This window comes from Nocardioides pini, from assembly GCF_026712185.1.
GTDB lineage: Bacteria > Actinomycetota > Actinomycetes > Propionibacteriales > Nocardioidaceae > Nocardioides > Nocardioides pini.
In genome coordinates, this window is the sequence record NZ_JAPPUX010000001.1 from 571,667 (window position 1) to 594,083 (window position 22,417).

The 22,417-nt window shown below is 72.9% G+C and carries 19 protein-coding genes; 16 read left to right on the forward strand and 3 right to left on the reverse strand.

Annotated features, from left to right (window positions below):
* Nucleotides 1-3 precede the first annotated feature (3 nt).
* The gene (locus NYO98_RS02790; RefSeq protein ID WP_268109995.1) at nt 4-1,536 is read right to left on the reverse strand and encodes a hypothetical protein; all 1,533 of its coding nucleotides are present in this window, start codon (nt 1,534-1,536) and stop codon (nt 4-6) included.
* A 46-nt stretch (nt 1,537-1,582) separates the two neighbouring features.
* Here NYO98_RS02790 and guaB point away from each other — a divergent pair, with 46 nt between their 5' ends.
* A complete protein-coding gene (gene guaB, locus NYO98_RS02795) occupies nt 1,583-3,085 on the forward strand; it encodes an IMP dehydrogenase (protein ID WP_268109996.1) in 1,503 nt (500 codons plus the stop codon).
* Nucleotides 3,086-3,112: 27 nt separating this feature from the next.
* Here guaB and NYO98_RS02800 read toward each other — a convergent pair whose 3' ends face one another.
* Nucleotides 3,113-4,753, reverse strand: a complete 1,641-nt coding sequence (locus NYO98_RS02800) for a CHAP domain-containing protein (RefSeq protein ID WP_268109997.1) — start codon at nt 4,751-4,753, stop codon at nt 3,113-3,115.
* A gap of 207 nt (nt 4,754-4,960) precedes the next feature.
* On the opposite strand from NYO98_RS02800, the gene NYO98_RS02805 reads away from it, so the two are divergent.
* The 3 genes from NYO98_RS02805 to NYO98_RS02815 are packed head-to-tail and all read left to right on the forward strand — an operon-like array spanning nt 4,961 to nt 8,777.
* Entirely contained in the window at nt 4,961-5,884 is a 924-nt protein-coding gene (locus tag NYO98_RS02805) for an L-lactate dehydrogenase (RefSeq protein WP_268109998.1), read from the forward strand.
* Nucleotides 5,885-5,907: 23 nt separating this feature from the next.
* A complete protein-coding gene (locus NYO98_RS02810) occupies nt 5,908-7,017 on the forward strand; it encodes a GuaB3 family IMP dehydrogenase-related protein (protein WP_268109999.1) in 1,110 nt (369 codons plus the stop codon).
* Nucleotides 7,018-7,064: 47 nt separating this feature from the next.
* A complete protein-coding gene (locus tag NYO98_RS02815; RefSeq protein ID WP_268110000.1) occupies nt 7,065-8,777 on the forward strand; it encodes a glycerol-3-phosphate dehydrogenase/oxidase in 1,713 nt (570 codons plus the stop codon).
* Here NYO98_RS02815 and NYO98_RS02820 read toward each other — a convergent pair.
* Entirely contained in the window at nt 8,774-9,301 is a 528-nt protein-coding gene (locus tag NYO98_RS02820) for a hypothetical protein (protein WP_268110001.1), read from the reverse strand. The genes NYO98_RS02815 and NYO98_RS02820 overlap by 4 nt on opposite strands.
* A gap of 121 nt (nt 9,302-9,422) precedes the next feature.
* Between NYO98_RS02820 and NYO98_RS02825 the strand changes: the two genes are divergently transcribed.
* From NYO98_RS02825 to NYO98_RS02880, 12 genes are all read left to right on the forward strand, one after another.
* Complete coding sequence (locus tag NYO98_RS02825) at nt 9,423-11,039, forward strand: succinic semialdehyde dehydrogenase (RefSeq protein ID WP_268110002.1); 1,617 nt, start codon at nt 9,423-9,425, stop codon at nt 11,037-11,039.
* Nucleotides 11,036-12,760 carry a GMC oxidoreductase gene (locus tag NYO98_RS02830; protein ID WP_268110003.1) on the forward strand — a complete coding sequence of 575 codons (1,725 nt, stop codon included), beginning with the start codon at nt 11,036-11,038 and terminating at the stop codon, nt 12,758-12,760. Before NYO98_RS02825 ends, NYO98_RS02830 begins: the two co-directional genes overlap by 4 nt.
* A 312-nt stretch (nt 12,761-13,072) precedes the next feature.
* Complete coding sequence (guaA, locus tag NYO98_RS02835; RefSeq protein WP_268110004.1) at nt 13,073-14,650, forward strand: glutamine-hydrolyzing GMP synthase; 1,578 nt, start codon at nt 13,073-13,075, stop codon at nt 14,648-14,650.
* Nucleotides 14,647-15,042 (forward strand): VOC family protein, encoded by a 396-nt coding sequence (locus NYO98_RS02840; protein WP_268110005.1) that lies wholly within the window; start codon nt 14,647-14,649, stop codon nt 15,040-15,042. Before guaA ends, NYO98_RS02840 begins: the two co-directional genes overlap by 4 nt.
* Before the next feature lie 108 nt (nt 15,043-15,150).
* The gene (locus NYO98_RS02845; protein WP_268110006.1) at nt 15,151-16,866 is read left to right on the forward strand and encodes a sodium:solute symporter family protein; all 1,716 of its coding nucleotides are present in this window, start codon (nt 15,151-15,153) and stop codon (nt 16,864-16,866) included.
* A 13-nt stretch (nt 16,867-16,879) separates the two neighbouring features.
* Nucleotides 16,880-17,200 (forward strand): hypothetical protein, encoded by a 321-nt coding sequence (locus NYO98_RS02850; RefSeq protein WP_268110007.1) that lies wholly within the window; start codon nt 16,880-16,882, stop codon nt 17,198-17,200.
* 20 nt (nt 17,201-17,220) lie between these two features.
* A complete protein-coding gene (locus tag NYO98_RS02855) occupies nt 17,221-18,480 on the forward strand; it encodes a DUF6986 family protein (RefSeq protein ID WP_268110008.1) in 1,260 nt (419 codons plus the stop codon).
* 8 nt (nt 18,481-18,488) lie between these two features.
* Complete coding sequence (gene pucL / locus NYO98_RS02860) at nt 18,489-19,337, forward strand: factor-independent urate hydroxylase (RefSeq protein ID WP_268110009.1); 849 nt, start codon at nt 18,489-18,491, stop codon at nt 19,335-19,337.
* Nucleotides 19,334-19,852: a 2-oxo-4-hydroxy-4-carboxy-5-ureidoimidazoline decarboxylase gene (gene uraD / locus NYO98_RS02865; protein WP_268110010.1), complete on the forward strand. Its 519-nt coding sequence runs from the start codon at nt 19,334-19,336 to the stop codon at nt 19,850-19,852. The genes pucL and uraD overlap by 4 nt, the downstream gene beginning before the upstream one ends.
* On the forward strand, nt 19,852-20,172 hold the full coding sequence (gene uraH / locus NYO98_RS02870; RefSeq protein WP_268110011.1) for a hydroxyisourate hydrolase: 321 nt from the start codon (nt 19,852-19,854) through the stop codon (nt 20,170-20,172). The genes uraD and uraH overlap by 1 nt, the downstream gene beginning before the upstream one ends.
* 2 nt (nt 20,173-20,174) lie before the next feature.
* Entirely contained in the window at nt 20,175-21,533 is a 1,359-nt protein-coding gene (allB, locus tag NYO98_RS02875; protein ID WP_268110012.1) for an allantoinase AllB, read from the forward strand.
* Nucleotides 21,530-22,369, forward strand: a complete 840-nt coding sequence (locus NYO98_RS02880; RefSeq protein WP_268110013.1) for a bifunctional allantoicase/(S)-ureidoglycine aminohydrolase — start codon at nt 21,530-21,532, stop codon at nt 22,367-22,369. The genes allB and NYO98_RS02880 overlap by 4 nt, the downstream gene beginning before the upstream one ends.
* Nucleotides 22,370-22,417 lie beyond the last annotated feature (48 nt).

The window sequence follows — 22,417 nt, forward strand, 5'->3', positions numbered from 1 at the left end:
GCGTCAGCGTCCCCAGATCGTCCGGAACGGCGTCGAGCAGTCGACGTCCACCTCGACCGGGTCGACGGTGTTGAGGTGGTAGATCTTGTAGCGCCCGCACGCGTTCTCGACGAACTCGTACTTGCGGATCAGCGAGCCCTGGATCGGGGTGGTGCCGAGCTCGCTCCAGGTGGTGATGTAGGTCGCCTCGACGAACCACGTCGGTGGGTTGCTCCCGGTGAGCACCTCCTCGAGGTCCTCCAGGCCCGGGTCGAGGGTGCGCATCGGCAGCGACCAGAGATAGGGGTACGGCGACTGGGCACCGGTCGCCCACTGGATGTCGGCGCGACCGCCGTAGACCAGCACCCGGTCGCCGGGCCAGGCGGCGGCCGCGATGGCCTCCCCGGTGCGTACCTCCACGGGCACCCGGCCCCGCACCCACGCTCCCGTCCACCCGGCGAGCGCGAGGACGCTCGAGAGCACCACGAACCCGACGGCGACCGGGGTGACGCGGTGCCGGACGCGGTCGAGGTGGTCGTGCGCCACCAGCGCGGCGAGGGCCAGCGCGAGGCCGGGGATGGGCACGAAGAGGTAGGGCGCCCAGAAGCTGCCGCTCAGCGCCACGCCGAACAGGTCGAGGCCGAGCATCACGGCGATCGCGACCACGGGCACGGGGTCGTGCCGCAGGAGGCTGCGGAGCCGGACGGCGAAGAGCCCGACGAGCAGGAGCATCCCGGTGCCGGCGAAGATCAGCAGGAGCACCGAGATCCGGCTGGTCGCACCGTGGGACTGCTGCGTGGCGATCACGTGGCTCGCGTCCGAGCGGAAGGTGACGACGGCGTACCACAGCGTCTGCAGGCGCACGCCCGCCCCGACCGCCCAGGCGACGACGACCACGACCGGCACGGCGGCCCCGGCACCGGCGGCCGCGGCGCAGCGCAGCGCGTCGCGGGGGCCGACCTGGCGCGCGACCACCGAGCCCACGAGCAGGACCGCGCCGAAGACGAGGCCGCCGACGATGCTCTGCTTCATCCCCACCGCGAGCATCGCCAGGAGCCCGGCGAGGAACGCGTCGGGCGGTGACAGGCGGCGAACGGCCCGCAGCGACAGCCAGCACGAGGCCATGACGAGCGGGATGCCGAAGAGCTCGCCCTTGGCGCCGACCGAGTCGATCTCGGCGTTGCTGACCAGCGCGGCGGTCGCCACGGCGACCCAGCCGGACAGGCGGCGCACCGCCGCGCGGTCGAGCACGCCGGCCCGGGTCGCCACCTCCCGGGCGGCGGCCGCGGCGGCCAGCACGAGCAGCGAGCACGCCAGCGCGCCGACCAGACGGTGGGCGTACGGCCCTCCGAGCCTGTCGGCCGCCTGCATCACCCAGATGATCGGGGGAGGGCGGTCGACCCAGTAGCGCCCGTAGAGCGAGTCCGGCTCGGGCTGCGACGCCCGGGCGACCATGAGGAAGCCCGCCTCGTCGGGTCGCAGCGGCCACAGCAGGGACGGAAAGCGCGCGAGGAACGCCACCACCGCCGCCGCCCAGACCATCCGTCCCGCCCCCACCCGGCCACTGTCCCAGAGGGGTCCGAGCCGCCCGTAGAATGTCGCCGTGGAGATCCCGGAGAAGTTCGCTGCGCTCGGCCTCACCTACGACGACGTGCTGCTGCTGCCGGGGGAGTCGGACCTCGCACCCAGCGACATCGACACCACCACGCGTCTCACGCGTGAGATCTCGATCCGGGTGCCGCTGGTCAGCGCGGCGATGGACACCGTCACCGAGGCCCGGATGGCCATCGCGATGGCCCGCGAGGGCGGCATCGGCGTCCTGCACCGCAACCTGTCGATCGAGGACCAGGCCCGCCAGGTCGACCTGGTCAAGCGGACGCAGACCGGCATCATCTCCAACCCCGTCACCATCGGCCCCGACGCGACGCTGGAGGAGCTCGACCGGCTGTGCGGCGAGTACCGCGTCTCCGGCCTCCCGGTGGTCGACCTCGACAACCACCTGCTCGGCATCATCACCAACCGCGACCTGCGCTTCACGCCCGTCGCGGAGTGGGCGACCACCAAGGTCGACGAGGTGATGACCAGCGAGGGCCTGATCACCGGCGACATCGGCATCTCGCGCGAGGACGCCACCGCGCTCCTGCGGGCGCACAAGCGCGAGCGGCTCCCGCTCGTCGACGGCGAGGGACGCCTCGGTGGCCTCATCACCGTCAAGGACTTCGTCAAGGGCGAGCAGTTCCCCCACGCGTCGTACGACGGCGACGGCCGGCTGCTGGTCGGCGCCGCCATCGGCTACTTCGGCGACGCCTGGGAGCGGGCCACCACCCTGGTCGAGGCCGGGGTCGACGTGCTCGTCGCCGACACCGCCCACGGCCACGTGCACCTGCTGCTCGACATGGTGCGCCGCCTCAAGTCCGACCCGGCGACCCGGCACGTCCAGGTGATCGGCGGCAACGTCGCCACCCGCGAGGGCGCCCAGGCGTTCGTCGACGCCGGCGCCGACGCGGTCAAGGTGGGCGTCGGGCCCGGCTCGATCTGCACCACCCGCGTGGTCACCGGCGTGGGCGTGCCGCAGGTCACCGCCGTCTACGAGGCGTCGCTGGCCACGAAGCCGGCCGGCGTCCCGCTGATCGCCGACGGCGGCATGAAGCACTCCGGCGAGATCGCCAAGGCCCTCGTCGCCGGCGCCGACGCGGTGATGGTGGGCTCGATGCTCGCCGGCTGCGAGGAGTCGCCGGGCGACGTCGTGTTCGTCAACGGCAAGCAGTTCAAGTCCTACCGCGGGATGGGCTCCCTCGGTGCGATGAGCAGCCGCGGCAAGAAGTCGTACTCCAAGGACCGCTACTTCCAGGCCGAGGTCGCCAGCGACGACAAGATCGTGCCGGAGGGCATCGAGGGCCAGGTCGCCTACCGCGGACCGCTGTCCGCGGTCGCCCACCAGCTCGTCGGCGGGCTCAACCAGTCGATGTTCTACGTCGGCGCCCGCACCATCCCCGAGCTGCAGGACAAGGGCCGGTTCGTCCGCATCACCTCGGCCTCCCTCAAGGAGAGCCACCCCCACGGCGTGCAGATGACGGTCGAGGCGCCCAACTACAGCGGTTCGTGATCGCGACCTGACCGGGTTCCCGCCCGGTCAGGGACGGAAGCCCGGTCGCGCCGGACGGAGGTCGTCGACCTCCGGCGCGACCGGGCGGGCCAGGTAGCGCGACCCGGTCCGCGCGACGACGAGGAGACCGGCGTCGCGGCGGGTGACGACACCGGGCGACCGGGTCAGGTCGCGCGCCGCCCCGATGCGGTGCGACGGCCGGCCGGGGACCGTGCTGACGACCACGACCGCGCCGGTGTGGTCGGTCGCCGCGACCTGCAGGCCGCCGGGGACCTCCCCGACGACAGGTGAGGCGTACGGCGACCACCGGCCCGCCATCGCCGTCGACCGGCTCCAGCCACGACCCTCCAGCGTGCGCACGCCGAGCCGCCCGGTCGCGTCGACCTGGTGCAGGGTGGTCGTGCCATCGCCGGCGGTGGTCAGGGCGGGCGTCGAGGTGGTCGAGGCGGCCGGTCCGCGGAGCCGCACGAGGCGCCCTCGCTCGAGGGACCGCGCGTACGTCGCTCCGCGCGAGGTGACGGCCACGAGCCAGGTGCGTCCCGAGGCGTCGTTGCCGAGCACGGGCGCGGTGTGGGTGGACCAGGACGCCGGCCTGCCGACGCGGGCGGCGACGGTCCAGCGTCCCTCGCGGGTCAGGCGCCGGGTGACCAGCGTGCCCTCCGCGGAGACCGTCGCGAGCACCGGACGCCGGGTCCGCGACTGGGTGAGCGCCGGGCTCGCGGTCGGCGCGGACGTGCCGACGGCGCGCACGACCGGGCGCGCGCCGCGCGTCGTACCGACCAGGACCCGCCCGTCGCGCGCGGTGGCGGCCACCCAGGGCCGGCCGTGGTGGTCGAGGCTCAGCGCGGGCGCCACCACCGGGGTGAAGGCGCCCCTCGGGCCGACCACCCGTGCCGGGCGCCCCGGCGCGCTCAGGCGAAGGGTCCCGCGGTCGTCGACACGGGCGGCCCACGACCCGCCGATGCCGTCGGGCACCGACACGACGGGCCGGTCCGAGCCGACGAGCGGGGAAGGGGCGACGTCGGCGAGGTGCAGGTAGCGGAAGTCGCCGACCGGGACGGTGCGGGTGCCGTAGCCGCCCGGGGTGCCGTAGTTGTACTCCTCGACGGTGACCGTGCCGGGCCCGATGTCGCTGACCCACGCGACGTGGCCGACGCGGCCCGCGTCGGTCTGGGCGACGGCGCCGATGGCGGGCACCGAGTCGACCCGGTAGCCGAGGCGGCGCGCGACGTCGTCCCAGCCGGCGGCGTTGCCCCAGTGGACCCCGCGGAAGTGGTTGCCGAAGCGCGTCAGGCCGTTGCGCTCGTGCAGGCGCCACGAGACGAAGCTCGTGCAGTTGCGGAGCACGAAGCCCCACGAGTCGCCGATCGACCCGTTGAGCGACCACACGTTGCGGGCGCACGTCGGTCGCGGCCCGCGCGGGTCGTAGAGGTGGCCCGAGACCGGGTCGAGCACCGGCGGCGGGGGCGGCGGGGGAGGCGGCGGCAGCTCCACGGCGGGGGCCTGCCCGGGCTGCCCGGGCTGGCCGGTCTGCTCGGGCTGAACGGGCTCCGGCGGGGGCACGGGCGCCGGCGCCGGCTCCTCGATCACCGGCAGCGGCAGGATCGGGCACTGGCCCTGCCACGCCCACGGATAGTCGTCGGCCGCGTGCGCTGCCGCAGCGCCCACACCCAGCACCCCACTCGCCAGGCAGGTCGCCACGACAGCGCGCGCGAGCCTTCTGCTCCCTCGTCTCCCCACCTGCTCGACGGTAGGCAGGGCGGTCGGTGCGCGTGAGCGGCTTTGCCGAGCTGTGCACGAGCCGTTGCCGAACCCGTGGGCGCGGCCCCGCAGCAGGGCGCTGTCCTCCGGCGGCGTCGGCTGCCACGATGGGGCATGACCTCCGCGAAGATCGCGATCGTCGGCGCGGGCGCCGTGGGATCGACACTCGCCTACGCCTGCCTGGTGCGCGGCGTCGCCACCACGGTGGCGCTGTACGACGTCGACGCCGCCAAGGTGCGCGCCGAGGAGCTCGACCTGCGGCAGGGCCTGCAGTTCCTGCCGACCGCCCACGTCGAGGCATCCGACGACGTGTCGGTCTGCGCCGGCGCGCAGGTGGTCGCCGTGACCGCCGGGGCCAAGCAGCAGCCGGGGCAGTCCCGGCTCGACCTCGCGGTCTCGACCACGACGATGCTCCGCACGCTCATGCCGGCCCTCGTCGACGCAGCCCCGGACGCCCGCATCGTGATGGTCACCAACCCGGTGGACGTGGTGACCTATGCGGCACAGAAGCTCACCGGGCTCGGCACGGAGCAGCTCTTCGGGTCCGGCACCGTCCTGGACTCGGCGCGGTTGCGCGGCCTGGTGGCCGAGCGGTGCGGCGTGGCCGTCCAGAACGTCCACGCCTACGTCGTCGGCGAGCACGGCGACAGCGAGATCCCGCTGTGGAGCACCGCCAGCATCGGCGGCGTACCGGTCACCGACCTGGTGCCGGCCGGGGAGCGGGACGCCATGGCAGCCGAGGTGGTGGGCGCGGCCTACGAGATCATCAAGGGCAAGGGCGCCACCAACTACGCCATCGGCATCTCCGGCAGCCGGATCATCGAGGCGGTGCTGCGCGACGAGAAGCGGGTGCTGCCGGTGTCGACGCTGCTGGCCGACTACCACGGCGTCGGAGACGTCTGCCTGTCCGTCCCGACGGTCGTGGGCGCGGGAGGCGCCGAGCGCCGGCTCGAGGTGCCGATGGACGACGCCGAGCTCGCGGGGCTGCGGGCCAGCGCCGACCGCATCCGGGCGACCGCCCGCGACCTCGGCTTCTGAGCCGACGCCGATAGGCTTCGGGCGTGACCGAGATCGAGATCGGCCGTGCCAAGCGCGGTCGCCGCGCCTACTCCTTCGACGACATCGCGATCGTGCCCTCGCGGCGCACGCGCGACCCCGAGGAGGTCAGCACCGCCTGGCAGATCGACGCCTACCGCTTCGACATCCCCGTGCTGGCCGCGCCGATGGACTCCGTCATGTCGCCGTCGACCGCCATCGCGCTGGGTCAGATGGGCGGGCTGGGCGTGCTCAACCTCGAGGGTCTCTGGACGCGCTACGACGACCCGACCGGCCTGCTCGAGGAGGTGGCCGGCCTGTCCGGTCACGAGGCCACCCGGCGCATGCAGGAGATCTACACCCAGCCCATCAAGCCGGAGCTGATCACCGAGCGCCTCGAGGAGGTGCGCGCCGCCGGCGTCACCGTCGCCGGGTCGCTCTCGCCGCAGCGCACCAAGGAGCACGTGAAGGCCGTCGTCGACGCCGGCGTCGACATGTTCGTCATCCGCGGCACCACCGTGTCCGCCGAGCACGTGAGCAGCCAGGCCGAGCCGCTGAACCTCAAGGAGTTCATCTACGAGCTCGACGTGCCGGTCATCGTGGGCGGCTGCGCGACCTACCAGGCCGCGCTCCACCTGATGCGCACCGGCGCGGCCGGCGTGCTCGTCGGCTTCGGCGGCGGCGCCGCCCACACGACACGCACGGTCCTCGGCGTCGCCGTCCCGATGGCGAGCGCCGTCGCCGACGTCGCCGCCGCCCGTCGCGACTACCTCGACGAGTCCGGCGGCCGCTACGTCCACGTCATCGCCGACGGCTCCATCGGCAGCTCGGGCGACATCGCCAAGGCCATCGCCTGCGGCGCCGACGCGGTGATGATCGGCTCGCCGCTCGCCCGTGCGGTCGAGGCCCCCGGCCGGGGCTTCCACTGGGGGAGCGAGGCGACCCACGCCGAGCTGCCCCGCGGCGAGCGTGTCGGCTTCGAGCCGGTCGGCTCGCTCGAGGAGATCATGTTCGGTCCCTCCCGCGTCGCCGACGGCACCATGAACCTCATCGGCGCCCTCCGCCGCGCGATGGCCACCACGGGCTACACCGAGCTCAAGGAGTTCCAGCGCATCGAGGTCGTCGTCCAGCACTGATCCCCGCTGGCCTGATCCCTGCTGGCACCGCCTGAGACACTGACCCCATGACGCTCGCCAAGGCCCTCGACGCCGACCAGCGCGCGGACGCGCTCGAGCAGCTGGGGTCGGGTGAGGTCGACGTGCTGGTCGTGGGCGGCGGCATCGTCGGTGCCGGAGCGGCGCTCGACGCCGTGACGCGCGGGCTCAGGGTCGGCCTGGTCGAGCAGCGCGACCTCGCGTCCGGCACGTCGTCGCGCTCGTCCAAGCTGGTGCACGGCGGCCTGCGCTACCTCGAGATGCTCGACTTCGCGCTGGTGAGGGAGGCGCTGGAGGAGCGCGGCCTGCTGCTGACCCGGCTCGCCCCGCACCTGGTCCGGCCGGTGCCGTTCCTCTACCCGCTCGAGCACGCGTGGGAACGCCCCTACGTCGGCGCCGGCGTCGCGCTCTACGACACCATGGCGATGACCGGGAAGTACGACATGGGCGTGCCCAAGCACAAGCACGTCTTCCGCAAGCAGCTCGCCCGGATGGCACCCGACATCCGGACCGACGGCCTCCACGGCGCGATCCGCTACTACGACTGCCAGGTCGACGACGCCCGCCTGGTGATGACCATCGCCCGGACCGCCGCCAACAACGGCGCGCACGTCGCGACCCGCACCCAGGTGACCGGCTTCCTGCGTGACGGCGACCGGGTCGTCGGCGTGCGCGCCCGCGACCTCGAGGGCCAGCGCGACCTCGAGATCCGCGCCCGCGTCGTCATCAACGCGGCCGGCGTGTGGACCGACGCCGTGCAGGACCTGCTGGGCGGCGAGGCGCAGCTCGACGTCGACGCCAGCAAGGGCATCCACGTCGTCGTCCCCAAGGACCGGATCCGGTCCGAGTGCGGCTTCATCACCAAGACCGAGAAGTCGGTGCTGTTCGTGATCCCCTGGGACCAGTTCTGGATCATCGGCACGACCGACACCGCCTGGGACCTCGACCTCGCCCACCCCGCGGCGAGCAAGCGCGACATCGACTACGTCCTCGAGCACGCCAACCGGCTCCTCAAGGACCCGCTCGACCACCGCGACGTCGTCGGGGTGTACGCCGGGCTCCGGCCGCTGCTCAAGCCGATGCGCAAGGAGGGCGACATGGGCGAGACCACCAAGCTCTCCCGCGAGCACACCGTCGCCAACCCCGTGCCCGGCCTGGTGCTCGTCGCCGGCGGCAAGCTGACGACGTACCGCGTCATGGCGCGCGACGCCGTCGACCACGCGATCCGCGACTTCGACGCCACCCCCGCCTCGATCACCGACCGGGTGCCGTTGATGGGTGCCTGGGGCCACGAGGCGCGGACCAACCAGCGCGTCGCGCTCAGCCGCGCGTCGGGCCTCGAGGTCGGGGTGATCGACCACCTGCTCGGGCGCTACGGCGGCCTCGTCGACGAGCTGCTGGCCCTGATCCACCGGCGCCCCGAGCTCGGCGAGCCGCTGCCGGGGGCCGAGCACTACCTGCGGGCCGAGGTGCTCTACGCCGCCACCCACGAGGGCGCGCGCCACCTCGACGACGTGCTGGCGCGGCGCACGCGCGTGTCGATCGAGACCTTCGACCGTGGCATCGCGGCCGCTCGGCCGGCCGCGGAGCTGATGGCGGAGGCGCTGGGCTGGGACGACGCCCAGCTCGAGGACGAGGTCGACCACTACCTGCGGCGGGTCGAGGCGGAGCGGCAGAGCCAGCTCATGCCGACCGACCAGGAGGCCGACGAGGCGCGGGTCAAGGCGCCCGACATCGTCTAGAGCCGCTGGACCGGCCCCGGTGCCGACAGGCCGAAGGCCTCGCGCAGGCCGGACGGCTTGCCACCGGCCTCGAGGGCCTCGGCGACCTTGCCCACCGGCCTGGCGCCCGGCCACACGTGCACGACCATCAGCACGAGCGACACCACGGCGCCGCCGAGGTAGGTGAGGATGCCGCCGTCGGGGAGCACGAACGCGGCGGCCACCGACGCGATCGCGATGAACTCGGCGATGGCGAACCGCATGATCATCAGCGACTGCCAGCGGGTGCGGGCCTGCGTGGCCGCGTCGTGGTCGGAGAGGGCCGTGGACAGGGGCGGGGTGCGGTAGCCGACGGTCTCGAGCAGCAGGTGCGCGGCGACGCCCGCCAGCACCTGCACGGCCAGGGGTCCCACCGGGAACGACTCCGGGGCCGGCAGCACGAAGGACAGCGCGACGCCGATGACCACGAGCGCGCCCATGAGTGACCCGGCCAGGATGCGGGTGGCCAGCGCGAAGGGTGCGGGGCTCGGCAGCGGCGTCGACATGCGGCGAGCCTAGACGCAGCGAGCGCTCGACGGCGTTGGACAATATCGGCCGATATGTCGAATGCTGGGACGACGTGACCAACCGGTAGCAACGGCGTCGGCAGCGACCTACGCTGCAGGAATGAGCGAGCAGACCCCCGCCTCCGGCCCCGTCACCGACGGCCCGGCGGACCCCGAGCACGACGCCACCGCCGCCTACGGCCTCGACCGCTCGTACGTCGCCGGCCTGACGCGCCGCCTCGTCAGCACCACCGGTGAGACGGTCGCCGTCGCCTCGCCGATCGGCGGCACGCCGCTCGCCCACGTGCCGCAGTCGAGCCCGGCCGACGTGGCCGAGGCGTTCGCCCGCGCGCGCCGGGCGCAGGTGTCGTGGGCGGCCACCTCCGTCGACGACCGCGCCGCGGCGCTGCTGCGGCTGCACGACCTGCTGCTCGACCGGCAGGAGGAGCTCATCGACCTCGTCGTGTGGGAGTCGGGCAAGGCCCGCAAGGACGCCTACCTCGAGGTCGCCCACCTCGCGCTCACCGCGCGCTACTACGCCCGCACCGCCCACGAGCACCTCGACACCCGACGCGTGGCCGGGATGTTCCCCGTGCTCACCCGGGCCGAGGTCAACCGCGTGCCGAAGGGCGTGGTCGGCATCATCTCGCCCTGGAACTACCCGCTCACGATGGCGCTGTGCGACGGCATCCCGGCGCTCCTCGCCGGCAACGCGGTGGTGTCCAAGCCCGACGCGCAGACCGTGCTGACCGCACTGCTCGCCGCGCAGCTGCTGGAGGAGGCGGGCATCCCGCCGGAGACCTGGCAGGTCGTCGCCGGCCCCGGCCCCGAGGTGGGCGGCGCGATCGTCGCCCACGCCGACTACGTCTGCTTCACCGGCTCCACGGCCACCGGACGGGTCATCGCCCGAGGGTGCGCCGAGCGGCTCATCGGCTGCTCGCTCGAGCTCGGCGGCAAGAACCCGATGCTCGTGCTCCGCGACGCCGACGTCCACCGGGCCGCCGAGGGCGCCACCCGTGCCGTGTTCTCCAACGCCGGCCAGCTGTGCGTGTCGATGGAGCGGCTCTTCGTCGCCGACCAGGTCTACGACCGCTTCGTCGACGCCTTCGTCTCGCGCACGCAGGCGATGACCCTCGGCGCGAGCCAGGACTGGTCCGTCGACGTCGGGTCGCTGATCTCGCAGGCACAGCTCGACACCGTCACCCGCCACGTCGAGGACGCCGTCGCCAAGGGCGCCCGCGTGCTGACGGGCGGCAAGCACCGCCCCGACCTCGGGCCCTACGTCTTCGAGCCGACCATCCTCGAGGGCGTCTCGGCCGACATGGAGTGCTTCGGCAAGGAGACCTTCGGCCCGGTGGTCTCGCTCTACCGCTTCCACAGCGAGGACGAGGCGGTCCAGCGGGCCAACGACGGCGCCTACGGCCTCAACGCCTCGGTCTGGACCCGCGACACCGCGCGCGGGCGGGCGCTGGCCCGTCGCATCGCGTGCGGCACGGTCAACGTCAACGAGGCCTACGGGGCGACCTTCGGATCCCTCGGGGCGCCGATGGGCGGCATGCGCGAGTCCGGCCTCGGCCGCCGCCAGGGCGCCGAGGGCATCCACCGCTACACCGAGGCCCAGTCCGTCGCCGTGCAGCGGCTGGTGCCGATCGCCCCGATGTTCGGGATGTCGGAGGAGACCAACGCCAAGGTGATGACCGGGGCGCTGCGGCTGCTCAACAAGCTGGGCCTGGCATGAGCACCGCCCCCGAGGCCACGCACTACGACGTCCTCGTCATCGGCTCGGGCTTCGGCGGCTCGGTCACCGCCCTGCGGCTCACGGAGAAGGGCTACCGGGTCGGCGTCCTCGAGGCCGGTGCCCGCTTCGCGGACGACGACCTCCCCCAGCACGGCGGCGAGGTGAAGAAGTTCCTCTTCCGCCCCGAGCTCGGGATGTACGGCATCCAGCGCATCGACCTCGTGCACGACTGCTTCATCCTCGCCGGCGCCGGCGTCGGCGGTGGCTCCCTCAACTACGCCAACACCCTCTACGAGCCACCGGACCCGTTCTACCGCGACCCCCAGTGGGCCCACATCACCGACTGGAAGTCCGAGCTCGGGCCGTACTACGACCAGGCCAAGCGGATGCTCGGCGTGACCGACTACGCCAGGACGACGCCCGCGGACGAGGCCATGAAGAAGGTCGCCGACGAGATGGGCGTGGGCGACACCTTCCACCCGACGCCCGTCGGGGTCTTCCTCGCCCCGCCCGGCGAGCCCGGCGGCCAGGAGGTGCCCGACCCCTTCTTCGGCGGCGTCGGTCCCGACCGCGCGACGTGCATCGACTGCGGCTCGTGCATGACCGGGTGCCGGCACAACGCCAAGAACACCCTGGTCAAGAACTACCTCTACCTCGCCGAGCAGGCCGGCGCGGTCGTGCACCCGCTCACCACGGTCACCGACGTGCGCCCCCGGCCCGGCGGCGGCTACGAGGTGACGGCTCGGTGGACGAAGGCGAAGCTCTCCCGGGGCCGGGCCGTCAAGACGTTCACGGCCGACCAGGTGGTCTTCTCCGCCGCGGCGCTCGGCACCCAGCGGCTCCTGCACCGCCTCAAGGCCGAGGGCTCGCTCCCGCGGATCTCGGACCGCCTCGGCGTCCTCACCCGCACCAACTCCGAAGCCATCCTGTGGGCCACCGCCAACGACGACTCCGTCGACTGGACCGACGGCGTGGCGATCACCTCGAGCTTCCATCCCGACGAGCACACCCACGTCGAGCCGGTCCGCTACGGGCACGGACGCAACGTGATGCCGCTGCTCGCGACGGTGCTCGTCGACGAGGTGCTCGGCGAGAAGCGGTGGCGCACCTGGGCCAAGGAGCTGTGGCGCCAGCGCGACGGCCTGAAGGACCTCTACGCGCTGAACACCTGGTCGCGGCGCACGGTCGTCGCCCTCGTCATGCAGACCCTGGACAACTCGATCACGACGGTGTGGCGCACGCGCGGCGGCGTCGGCTACATGTCCTCGACCCAGGGCCACGGCGCACCCAACCCGACCTACATCGCGGCGGCGTACGACGCCGTCCGGCGCCTCGCCCGCATCATGGGCGCCCGGCAGGCCTACGGCTCGATCGGCGAGCCGCTCGGCATGCCGCTGACCGCCCACTTCATCGGCGGCTGCGCCATCGGCGACTCACCGGAGTCAGGCGTCGTGGACCCCTACCAGCGCGTCTTCGGCTACGACGGCCTGCACGTCGTCGACGGCTCGGCCATCTCGGCCAACCTCGGGGTGAACCCGTCGCTGACCATCACCGCGCAGGCGGAGCGCGCGATGGCGTTCTGGCCCAACAAGGGCGAGGCCGACCCGCGCCCGGCGCTCGGCTCGGCCTACCGCCGCCTCGCGCCGGTGGAGCCGAAGAACCCGGTCGTGCCGGAGGCCGCGCCGGGGGCGCTGCGGCTGCCGATCGTCGGCGTCAGCTGACCGGCGGACCAGCTCCGCGCCGTGGTCGGCGAGGTGGTCGGCGAGCTGGTCGGGACCGGGCCGTAACCACGCCCTGCCGAGGTCGTTGGGCCGGGTAGAGGGGCCCGGCAGTCATGCTCCCTCCCAAGGGCCGGGTCTCTCGTCTCGGCAGCTGTTCGCAGTGGCTGGGAGCCAAGCCCCAGGGCCCGATCACCCTCCCTCCCCGATCGGGTCCTGGGGCGACTCCCGAGCCGGGATGAGCGGGCCGGGCCCGATACTCGGCCCTCGCTCCCCGATCGGGCCCTGGGGCGATCCCATCGATAGACTCGGCGCGTGACGCAGCCTGGAGAGCACGACCTGGTCCTCGTCGTCGACTTCGGGGCGCAGTACGCCCAGCTGATCGCGAGGCGGGTGCGCGAGGCCCGCGTCTACTCCGAGATCGTGCCGCACACGATGCCGGTGGCCGAGATGCTCGCGCGCAAGCCCAAGGCGATCATCCTGTCCGGCGGCCCGTCGAGCGTCTACGCCGAGGGCGCCCCGGGCATCGACGACCACGTCTTCACGGCCGGGGTCCCGGTCTTCGGGATGTGCTACGGCTTCCAGCTCATGGCCAAGGGCCTCGGCGGCGAGGTCGCCCACACCGGCGCGCGCGAGTACGGCCGTACGCCGGTCTCCGTCTCCGAGCCGGGCACCCTCCTCGAGGGCATCCCGGCCGAGCACAAGGTCTGGATGTCGCACGGCGACTCGGTCGCCCGGGCGCCCGAGGGCTTCACCGTGCTCGCCTCCACCGCGGACACCCCGGTCGCCGCGTTCGAGGACGTGGGCCGCGGTCTCGCGGGCGTCCAGTGGCACCCCGAGGTGCTCCACTCCGAGCACGGCCAGAAGGTGCTCGAGCACTTCCTCCACCACATCGCCGGCGCACGCCAGACGTGGACCATGCTCAACATCGCCGAGGAGCAGATCGAGCGCGTCCGCGAGCAGATCGGCGACAGCGGCCTGGCGATCTGCGGCCTGTCCGGCGGCGTCGACTCCGCCGTCGCCGCGGCCATCGTGCAGCGCGCCATCGGCGACCGGTTGCACTGCGTCTTCATCGACCACGGCCTGCTCCGCGAGGGCGAGGCCGAGCAGGTCGAGCGCGACTTCGTCGCCGCGACCGGCGTCAACCTCCACGTCCACGACGCGCGCGAGACCTTCCTCGCCGCCCTCGCCGGGGTCACCGACCCGGAGGAGAAGCGCAAGATCATCGGCCGCGAGTTCATCCGGGCCTTCGAGGCCGCCGAGGTGCAGGTGCTCGGCGAGGCCGCCGAGCACGGCGACAAGGTCGGCTTCCTCGTGCAGGGCACGCTCTACCCGGACGTCGTCGAGTCCGGCGGCGGTGCCGGCACCTCCAACATCAAGTCGCACCACAACGTCGGCGGCCTGCCCGAGGACCTCGAGTTCGCGCTCGTCGAGCCGCTGCGCACCCTGTTCAAGGACGAGGTCCGCCTCGTCGGCGAGCAGCTCGGCCTGCCGGCGGAGATGGTCTGGCGCCAGCCGTTCCCCGGCCCGGGCCTCGGCATCCGCATCATCGGCGAGGTGACGGCCGAGCGCCTCGACATCCTCCGCCGCACCGACGCGATCGCCCGCCAGGAGCTCACCCGCGCCGGCCTGGACCGCGACATCTGGCAGATGCCGGTCGTGCTGCTCGCCGACGTCCGATCCGTCGGCGTGCAGGGCGACGGCCGCACCTACGGCCACCCTGTCGTGATCCGCCCGGTCACCTCCGAGGACGCGATGACCGCCGACTGGGCCCGCCTGCCCTACGAGGTCATGGAGCGGATCTCCACCCGCATCACCAACGAGGTGGCCGAGATCAACCGCGTCACCCTCGACGTCACCTCCAAGCCCCCGGGCACCATCGAGTGGGAGTGAGCCGGGGCATGCCGCGCGCGCTGCACCACCTCGACCTCTGGGTCGACGACGTCGAGGCCGCCGAGGGGGAGTGGGGCTGGCTGCTCGCTGCGTGCGGCTGGCAGCGCGAGGACGGCATGCTGTCGTGGCAGCACCCGGACGGGACGTACGTCTTCATGGAGCACTCGCCCGACCAGCACGGCGAGCACGACCGGCTGCGTCCGGGGGTGAACCACCTCGCCCTCACCGTCGGCACCCGGGCCGGGCTCGACCGGGTGCGGGCGGAGTCGACCGAGCACGGCTGGCACGAGCTGTACGCCGACCGCTACCCGCACGCCGGCGGGGAGCAGCACGTCGCGCTCTACCTCGCGAGCTCTGAGGGCTTCGAGGTGGAGGTCGTCGTCGGCGACTGACGACCGCCGCGCCGCTGACTCCGGAGGACCCCACCACGGGGTGGTCGCCGCAGCGAGCGGAGGGGTCTAGGTTGCTGGATGGCCCACACATGAATCTCGGGAGGTGACATGTCGTCCGACACCCTGATCGACGCGACCTGGCTGGACTACCTGCTGGTCGCGATCTACTTCGGCTTCGTGCTCGGCATCGGCGTGATGGCCCGGCGGTCGGTGTCGGACTCGATCGACTTCTTCCTGTCCGGTCGGTCGCTGCCGGCGTGGGTGACGGGCCTGGCGTTCATCTCCGCCAACCTCGGCGCGGTCGAGATCATGGGCATGTCCGCCAACGGTGCGGAGATCGGTCTCCCGACGGTCCACTACTTCTGGGTCGGCGCGGTGCCGGCGATGCTGTTCCTCGGCGTCGTGATGATGCCGTTCTACTACGGCTCCAAGGTCCGCTCGGTGCCGGAGTTCATGTTCCGGCGCTTCGGCACCGGCGCCCACCTAGTCAACGCGATCAGCTTCGCCGTGGCCCAGCTGCTCATCGCGGGCGTCAACCTGGCGCTCCTCGCGGGCATCCTGCACGCGCTGCTCGGCTGGCCGATCTGGATCGCGCTCGTCGTCGCCGGGGCGATCGTGCTGTCCTACATCACCCTCGGCGGCCTGAGCGCGGCGATCTACAACGAGGTGCTGCAGTTCTTCGTCATCGTCGCCTCGCTGCTGCCGCTGACCCTCATCGGGCTGAACCGCGTCGGCGGCTGGGACGGCCTCAACGACAAGATCACCGCCGCGGCCAACGGCGCACCGGCCGACGCGGCCGTCGCCCCCGCGAGCCAGCAGCTCGAGTCGTGGCCCGGGCAGGCCCTGTCGGGCTTCGACTCCGGGTTCTTCTCGGTCGTCGGCATCGTGTTCGGCCTCGGGTTCGTGCTGTCCTTCGGCTACTGGACGACGAACTTCGTCGAGGTCCAGCGCGCGATGGCCTCCAACTCCATCTCCGCGGCCCGCAAGACCCCGGTCATCGGGTCCTTCCCGAAGATGTTCATCCCCTTCATCGTGATCGTGCCGGGCATGGTCTCCGCGGTCCTGGTGCAGGAGATGATCGACCTCAAGAACGGCGGCAGTCCCGAGGGCGGAGCCAGCGGGGAGGGCGTCGCCTACAACGACGCGCTGCTGCTGCTCATGCGAGACGTGCTGCCCAACGGCCTCCTCGGCCTGGCGATCGCCGGGCTGCTGGCGGCGTTCATGGCAGGCATGGCGGCCAACATCTCGGCGTTCAACACCGTCTTCTCCTACGACCTGTGGCAGCGCTACATCCGCAAGGACCACAGCGACGACTACTACCTGCGCATCGGTCGCCTCGCCACCGTCGCCGCGACGATCATCGCGGTGTTCACCGCCCAGATCGCCATGGGCTACGACAACGTCATGAACTACCTGCAGACGCTGTTCGGGTTCTTCAACGCCCCGCTCTTCGCGACGTTCATCCTCGGCATGTTCTGGAAGCGGATGACGCCGACCGCGGCGTGGATGGGCCTGGTCCTCGGCACGGTGTCGGCGGTCACCGTCGACCGCCTGGCCGCGGCCGGTGTCATCGACCTGCCCGGGCAGGGCGCAGCGTTCCTCGCCGCCTCCACGGCCTTCGTCGTCGACTTCGTCATCAGCGTCGTCGTCTCCCTGGTGACGAAGCCCAAGCCGGCCTCCGAGCTCAAGGGCCTGGTCTACTCCGAGACGCCGAGGGAGGACCGCATCGATCCCGAGGAGGCGTCCTACCCCTGGTACCGCCGCACGGTCCCGCTCGCCGGCATCGCGCTCGCGATGGTCATCGTCCTCAACGCCGCCTTCTGAGAGAGGGGCCACCATGTCCGACACGACTGGCACGTCCGACAGCACCGGCGCTCCGCACAAGGCCGGCGCCTTCGACATCCGCAACATCATCGGCCTGCTCATGGGCGTCTACGGCATCATCCTGGTGCTCGCCGGGATCTTCGGCGACAAGGCGCTGGAGAAGACGGGCGGGGTCAACGCGAACCTCTGGACCGGTCTGGGGCTGATCGCGGTCTCGGCGGTCTTCATCGGCTGGGCGCGGCTGCGACCCATCGTGGTGCCGGAGAGCTTCGACCGGCCCGATGACGACCCGACCCGCCCGGCGCCGCAGCGCAAGCGTCCCCCGGCGACCTGACGCGGGTCTAGGGTCTCCGCATGGAGAGCCTCGACCACCTCGTCGGTGGTCTCACCAGCGAGCTCGACACGCGCCTGGCGACCGTCGACGCGCTGCTCGCGGTGCGCTACCCGGGCGAGCGAGCAGGACGCCAGCCCGTGCACACGGTGTACGTCCCGGCCGACCGCTTCCACCCCGACCTCGTGCGCGACCACGGTGCGGCGGCGCTCGCCGCGGTGGAGGAGCACGCCGACCGGCTCCTCGGGATGGTGGACGGCGACCGCGACCTCGTCGCGCGGGTGCGGGCCAAGCTCGGGCGCGAGCCCGTCGAGGACCTGCGCATCGACTTCGAGGACGGCTACGGCTCCCGCACCGACGCCGAGGAGGACGACGACGTACGACGCGCGGCGGCCGACCTGCGCGCCGCGCTCGACGCCGGGACCGCGGCACCCTTCACGGGCATCCGGTTCAAGGGGTTCGAGGCGCCCACCAGGAGTCGCGGGCTGCGCACCCTGGCGCTCTTCGTGGCCGGTCTGGTCGAGGGCGGCCCGCTGCCCGGCACCTTCGTGGTCACGCTGCCCAAGGTGACCGCGGTGGAGCAGGTGGAGGCGCTGGTCCACGTCGCCGCACGGCTCGAGTCCGAGCTCGGCCTCGACGTCGGCGCCCTGCGCTTCGAGATCCAGGTCGAGACGCCGCAGTCGATCCTCGGCCCCGACGGCAGCGCGCTCGTGGCCCGCATGGTGCACGCGTCCGGCGGTCGCTGCACGGGCCTGCACTACGGCACCTACGACTACTCGGCCTACTGCGGCATCGCGGCGGCGCACCAGAGCCTCGAGCACCCCGTCGCCGACCACGCCAAGGCCGTCATGCAGGCGGCGGCGGCCGGCACCGGCGTACGCCTCTCCGACGGCTCCACCAACGTGCTCCCGGTCGGCGGGGCCGACGAGGTGGCCTCGGCCTGGGCCAACCACCTGCGGCTCGTCCGCCGGTCGCTGGAGCGCGGCTACTACCAGGGGTGGGACCTCCATCCCGCCCAGCTGCCGACCCGCTTCGCGGCGACGTTCGGCTTCTACCGCGACGGGCTCGCGGCCGCCGCCGGCCGGTTGCGCACCTACGTCGAGCGCCGGGACTCCGGCGTCCTCGACGAACCGGCGACCGCCCGCGCGCTCGCCGACTTCCTGCTGCGCGGGATCGACTGCGGCGCACTGTCGCAGGACGAGGTGACCGAGGGAAGCGGGCTGGACGCACAGCGGCTCGCAGGGCTGGCGCACCGCGCCACGGAGACGGGAGGACGAGAGTGACAGGCATCGTGCTGGGACCGAACCGCTACGGCAAGGCCGAGTCGCGCGTCGTACGCATCGTGCGCGACACGGCGCGCCACGAGATCCGCGACCTCAACGTGTCGACCTCGCTGTACGGCGACTTCGCCGCCGCGCACACCCACGGCGACCAGTCGCAGGTGCTGCCGACGGACACGCAGAAGAACACGGCGTTCGCGTTCGCCAAGCTGCACGGCATCGCCTCGCCCGAGGACTACGCGATCGCGCTCGGCACCCGCCTGCTGGACGCGACGCCGGCGGCCGAGGGCGCGGTCGTGCGCGTCGAGGAGTACGCGTGGGACCGGATCCCGGTCAACGGCTTCGGCCACGACCACGCGTTCGTCCGGCGCGGCGGCGAGGTGCGGACCACCGCGGTCGAGGTGACGTCAGCGGGTGCTGCGGTCTCCTCCGGGCTCGAGGACCTGGTGGTGCTGAAGTCGACGGGCTCGGAGTTCAAGGGCTTCCTCCGCGACGACTACACGACGCTCCCCGACGCCGACGACCGCATCCTCGCGACCGCGCTCCGCGCCAGGTGGCACTACCGGCCCGGCGCGCAGCCCGACTGGACCACGACGTACGAGTCGGTGCGCGCGCTGCTGCTCGAGACGTTCGCGACGACCTACAGCAGGGCCCTGCAGGAGACCCTCTACGCGATGGGCCGGGCCGTGCTCGCCGCGCACGCGGACATCACCCGGATCGGCTTCGCCGCGCCCAACAAGCACCACTTCCTCGTGGACCTCGAGCCGTTCGGGCTCGACAACCCCGGCGAGGTCTTCATCGCGGCCGACCGCCCCTACGGGCTGATCGAGGCCGAGGTGCTCCGGGAGGGGACGACGTGAACGTCGCGCGCTTCAACGCCGCCGGCGCCGAGGACGCGCGCCGGCTCCTGCTGACCTGCCTCGACGCGCCCCAGTGGGCCGACCGGGTGCTCGCCGGGCGGCCGTACGACACCGTCGGCCAGGTCGAGGCCGGCATGGTCGCGGCGTCGGCGACCATCTCCGACGAGGAGCTCGAGCAGGCGCTCGCGCGGCACCCGCGCATCGGCGAGCGCGCCGACGCAGACCGGCACGACGCCGCCCACTCGACGCGGGAGCAGTCCGGCGTCGACCGGGACGACACCGACCTGAAGCGGCGCCTCGAGGAGGGCAACCGGGCCTACGAGGACCGCTTCGGCCGGGTGTTCATCGTCCGGGCCGCCGGCCGCAGCGGCGAGGAGATCCTCGAGCACCTCCACCAGCGCCTGGCCAACGACGCCGAGCTCGAGCGCGCGGCGACGATCGACCAGCTGACCCAGATCGCGGTGCTGCGGATGAGGCAGCTGATGGAGGAGACGGACCCGGAGGGAGCGTCCTGATGGCGTCGTTGAGCACGCACGTCCTCGACACCTCGGCCGGTCGTCCGGCCGAGGGGCTCCACGTGAGCCTGGAGACCGCCGACGGCACGGTCCTGGCCTCGGGCGTCACCGACGCCGACGGCCGGGTCGGCGAGCTCGCTGCCGACCTGCCGCACGGCGACCACCGCATCCGCTTCGACACCGGCTCGTGGTTCGCCGCCCGGGGGGTCGCCGCGTTCTACCCCGAGGTCGTCGTGGCCTTCACCGTCGCCTCGGACGAGCACCACCACGTGCCGCTGCTGCTCAACCCCTTCGGTTACTCCACCTACCGGGGCAGCTGAGCATGGTCGGGGACACCGCGCCGGAGACCCTCGTCCGGGCCGCCCGAGCGGTCGTCGCCGGTGCCGAGCGGTCCGCCGCCGTGCGGGTCCGCGACGGGGTCGTCGTCGACATCGGTCCCGTCGACGCCGACGCCGGGGGCGCCGAGGTGGTCGTGCTGGCCGACGACGAGGTGCTGCTGCCGGGACTCGTCGACACCCACGTCCACGTCAACGAGCCGGGCCGCACGGACTGGGAGGGCTTCGCCAGCGCGACCCGCGCCGCGGCTGCCGGCGGCGTGACGACCATCGTCGACATGCCGCTCAACAGCATCCCCCCGACGACGACCGTCGCGGCGCTGGAGGCGAAGCGGCAGGCGGCGCGGGGCCAGACCTGGGTGGACGTCGGCTTCTGGGGCGGCGCCGTGCCGGGCAACGTCGCCGACCTGGCACCGCTGCACGACGCCGGGGTGCTCGGCTTCAAGTGCTTCCTGCTCGACTCGGGCGTGGAGGAGTTCCCCCACCTCGCACCGGCCGAGCTCGCCGAGGCGATGGCCGAGGTCGCGCGCCTCGGCTCGCTGGTGGTCGTGCACGCCGAGGACGCCGACGAGATCGGGGCGTGCCCCCACGGGACGGCCTACCGCGGCTTCCTGGACAGCCGGCCCGACGCCGCGGAGGAGCGGGCCATCGCGCTCGTCGTCGACACCGCCCGTCGTACAGGGGCCCGCGCCCACGTCGTGCACCTCAGCGCCTCGGGTGCGGTGCCCGCGCTGCGGGCCGCCCGCCGCGACGGCGTCGACGTGTCGGTGGAGACCTGCCCGCACTACCTGCACTTCGACGCCGCGACGATCACCGACGGCGCCACCGAGCTCAAGTGCTGCCCACCGATCCGCGGCGCGGCCAACCGCGATGCCCTCTGGCAGGCGCTCGTCGAGGGCGACATCGACCTCGTCGTCACGGACCACTCGCCGTGCACCGCGGACCTCAAGCTCCGCGACACCGGTGACTTCGCCGACGCCTGGGGCGGGATCGCCTCCCTGCAGCTCGGCCTGCCGGTCGTCTGGACGGGCGCCCGCGAGCGCGGCGTACCCCTCGCCGACGTTGTGCGGTGGATGGCCACGGCGCCCGCCCGCCGGGTGGGGCTGGCCGGCAAGGGCGAGATCGCCGTGGGCGCCGATGCCGACCTCTGCGTCTTCGCGCCCGACGAGGAGTGGGTCGTCGACGCGGCCGCGCTGCACCACAAGAACCCGGTCACGCCCTACGCCGGGCGTACGCTCACCGGCACCGTGCGCGCGACCTGGCTGCGCGGACGACCGGTCGACCTGGCGGGCCCGCCCCGCGGCCGGCTGCTGGGGAGAGGGCCGACGAGAGGGGTGGACCGGTGAGCTACTGGGTGCCGAGGGGCGGGCTGCCGCCGCAGACCGACCTCACGACCGGCCAGTCCGGTCGCGCGGTCTTCACCGAGGCCTACGCCGTGCTGCCACGCGGGACGATGACCGACATCGTCGCGAGCCGCCTGCCGCACTGGGACGACACCCGGCTCTGGGTGATCGCCCGGCCGCTGTCCGGCTTCGCCGAGACCTTCTCCTGGTACGTCGTCGAGGTGGCGCCGGGCGGCGGGACCGAGCGACCCGACGACGACCCCGACGCGGAGTCCGTGCTCTTCGTGGTGGGCGGGCGATCGACCCTGACGGTCGGCGACCGGACCCACGCGCTCGAGCCCGGAAGCTATGCCTTCGTGCCGCCGGGGACGGCCTGGACGCTGCGCAACGGCGGCGACGAGCCGCTGGCATTCCACTGGATCCGGAAGGCCTACGAGCGGGTCGAGGGCGTCGAGGTGCCCGACCCGTTCGTCGTCCACGAGGACGACGTCGACGCCGAGCCGATGCCCGGCACCGACGGCGCGTGGGGCACCCAGCGCTTCGTCGACCCCCTCGACGTGCGGCACGACATGCACGTCAACATCGTGGGCTTCGAGCCCGGGGGAGCGATCCCGTTCCCGGAGACCCACGTGATGGAGCACGGCCTCTACGTGCTCGAGGGCAAGGCGGTCTACCTGCTCAACCAGGACTGGGTCGAGGTCGAGGCGGGCGACTTCATGTGGCTGCGCGCCTTCTGCCCGCAGGCCTGCTACGCCGGCGGGCCCGGCCGGTTCCGCTACCTGCTCTACAAGGACGTCAACCGGCACCCGCGGCTGCACCCGAGGTCCACCACGATGTGACCCCGGTCACGTAGGATGGACGACGGCAGGTCGTCGTTCGGCATGGAC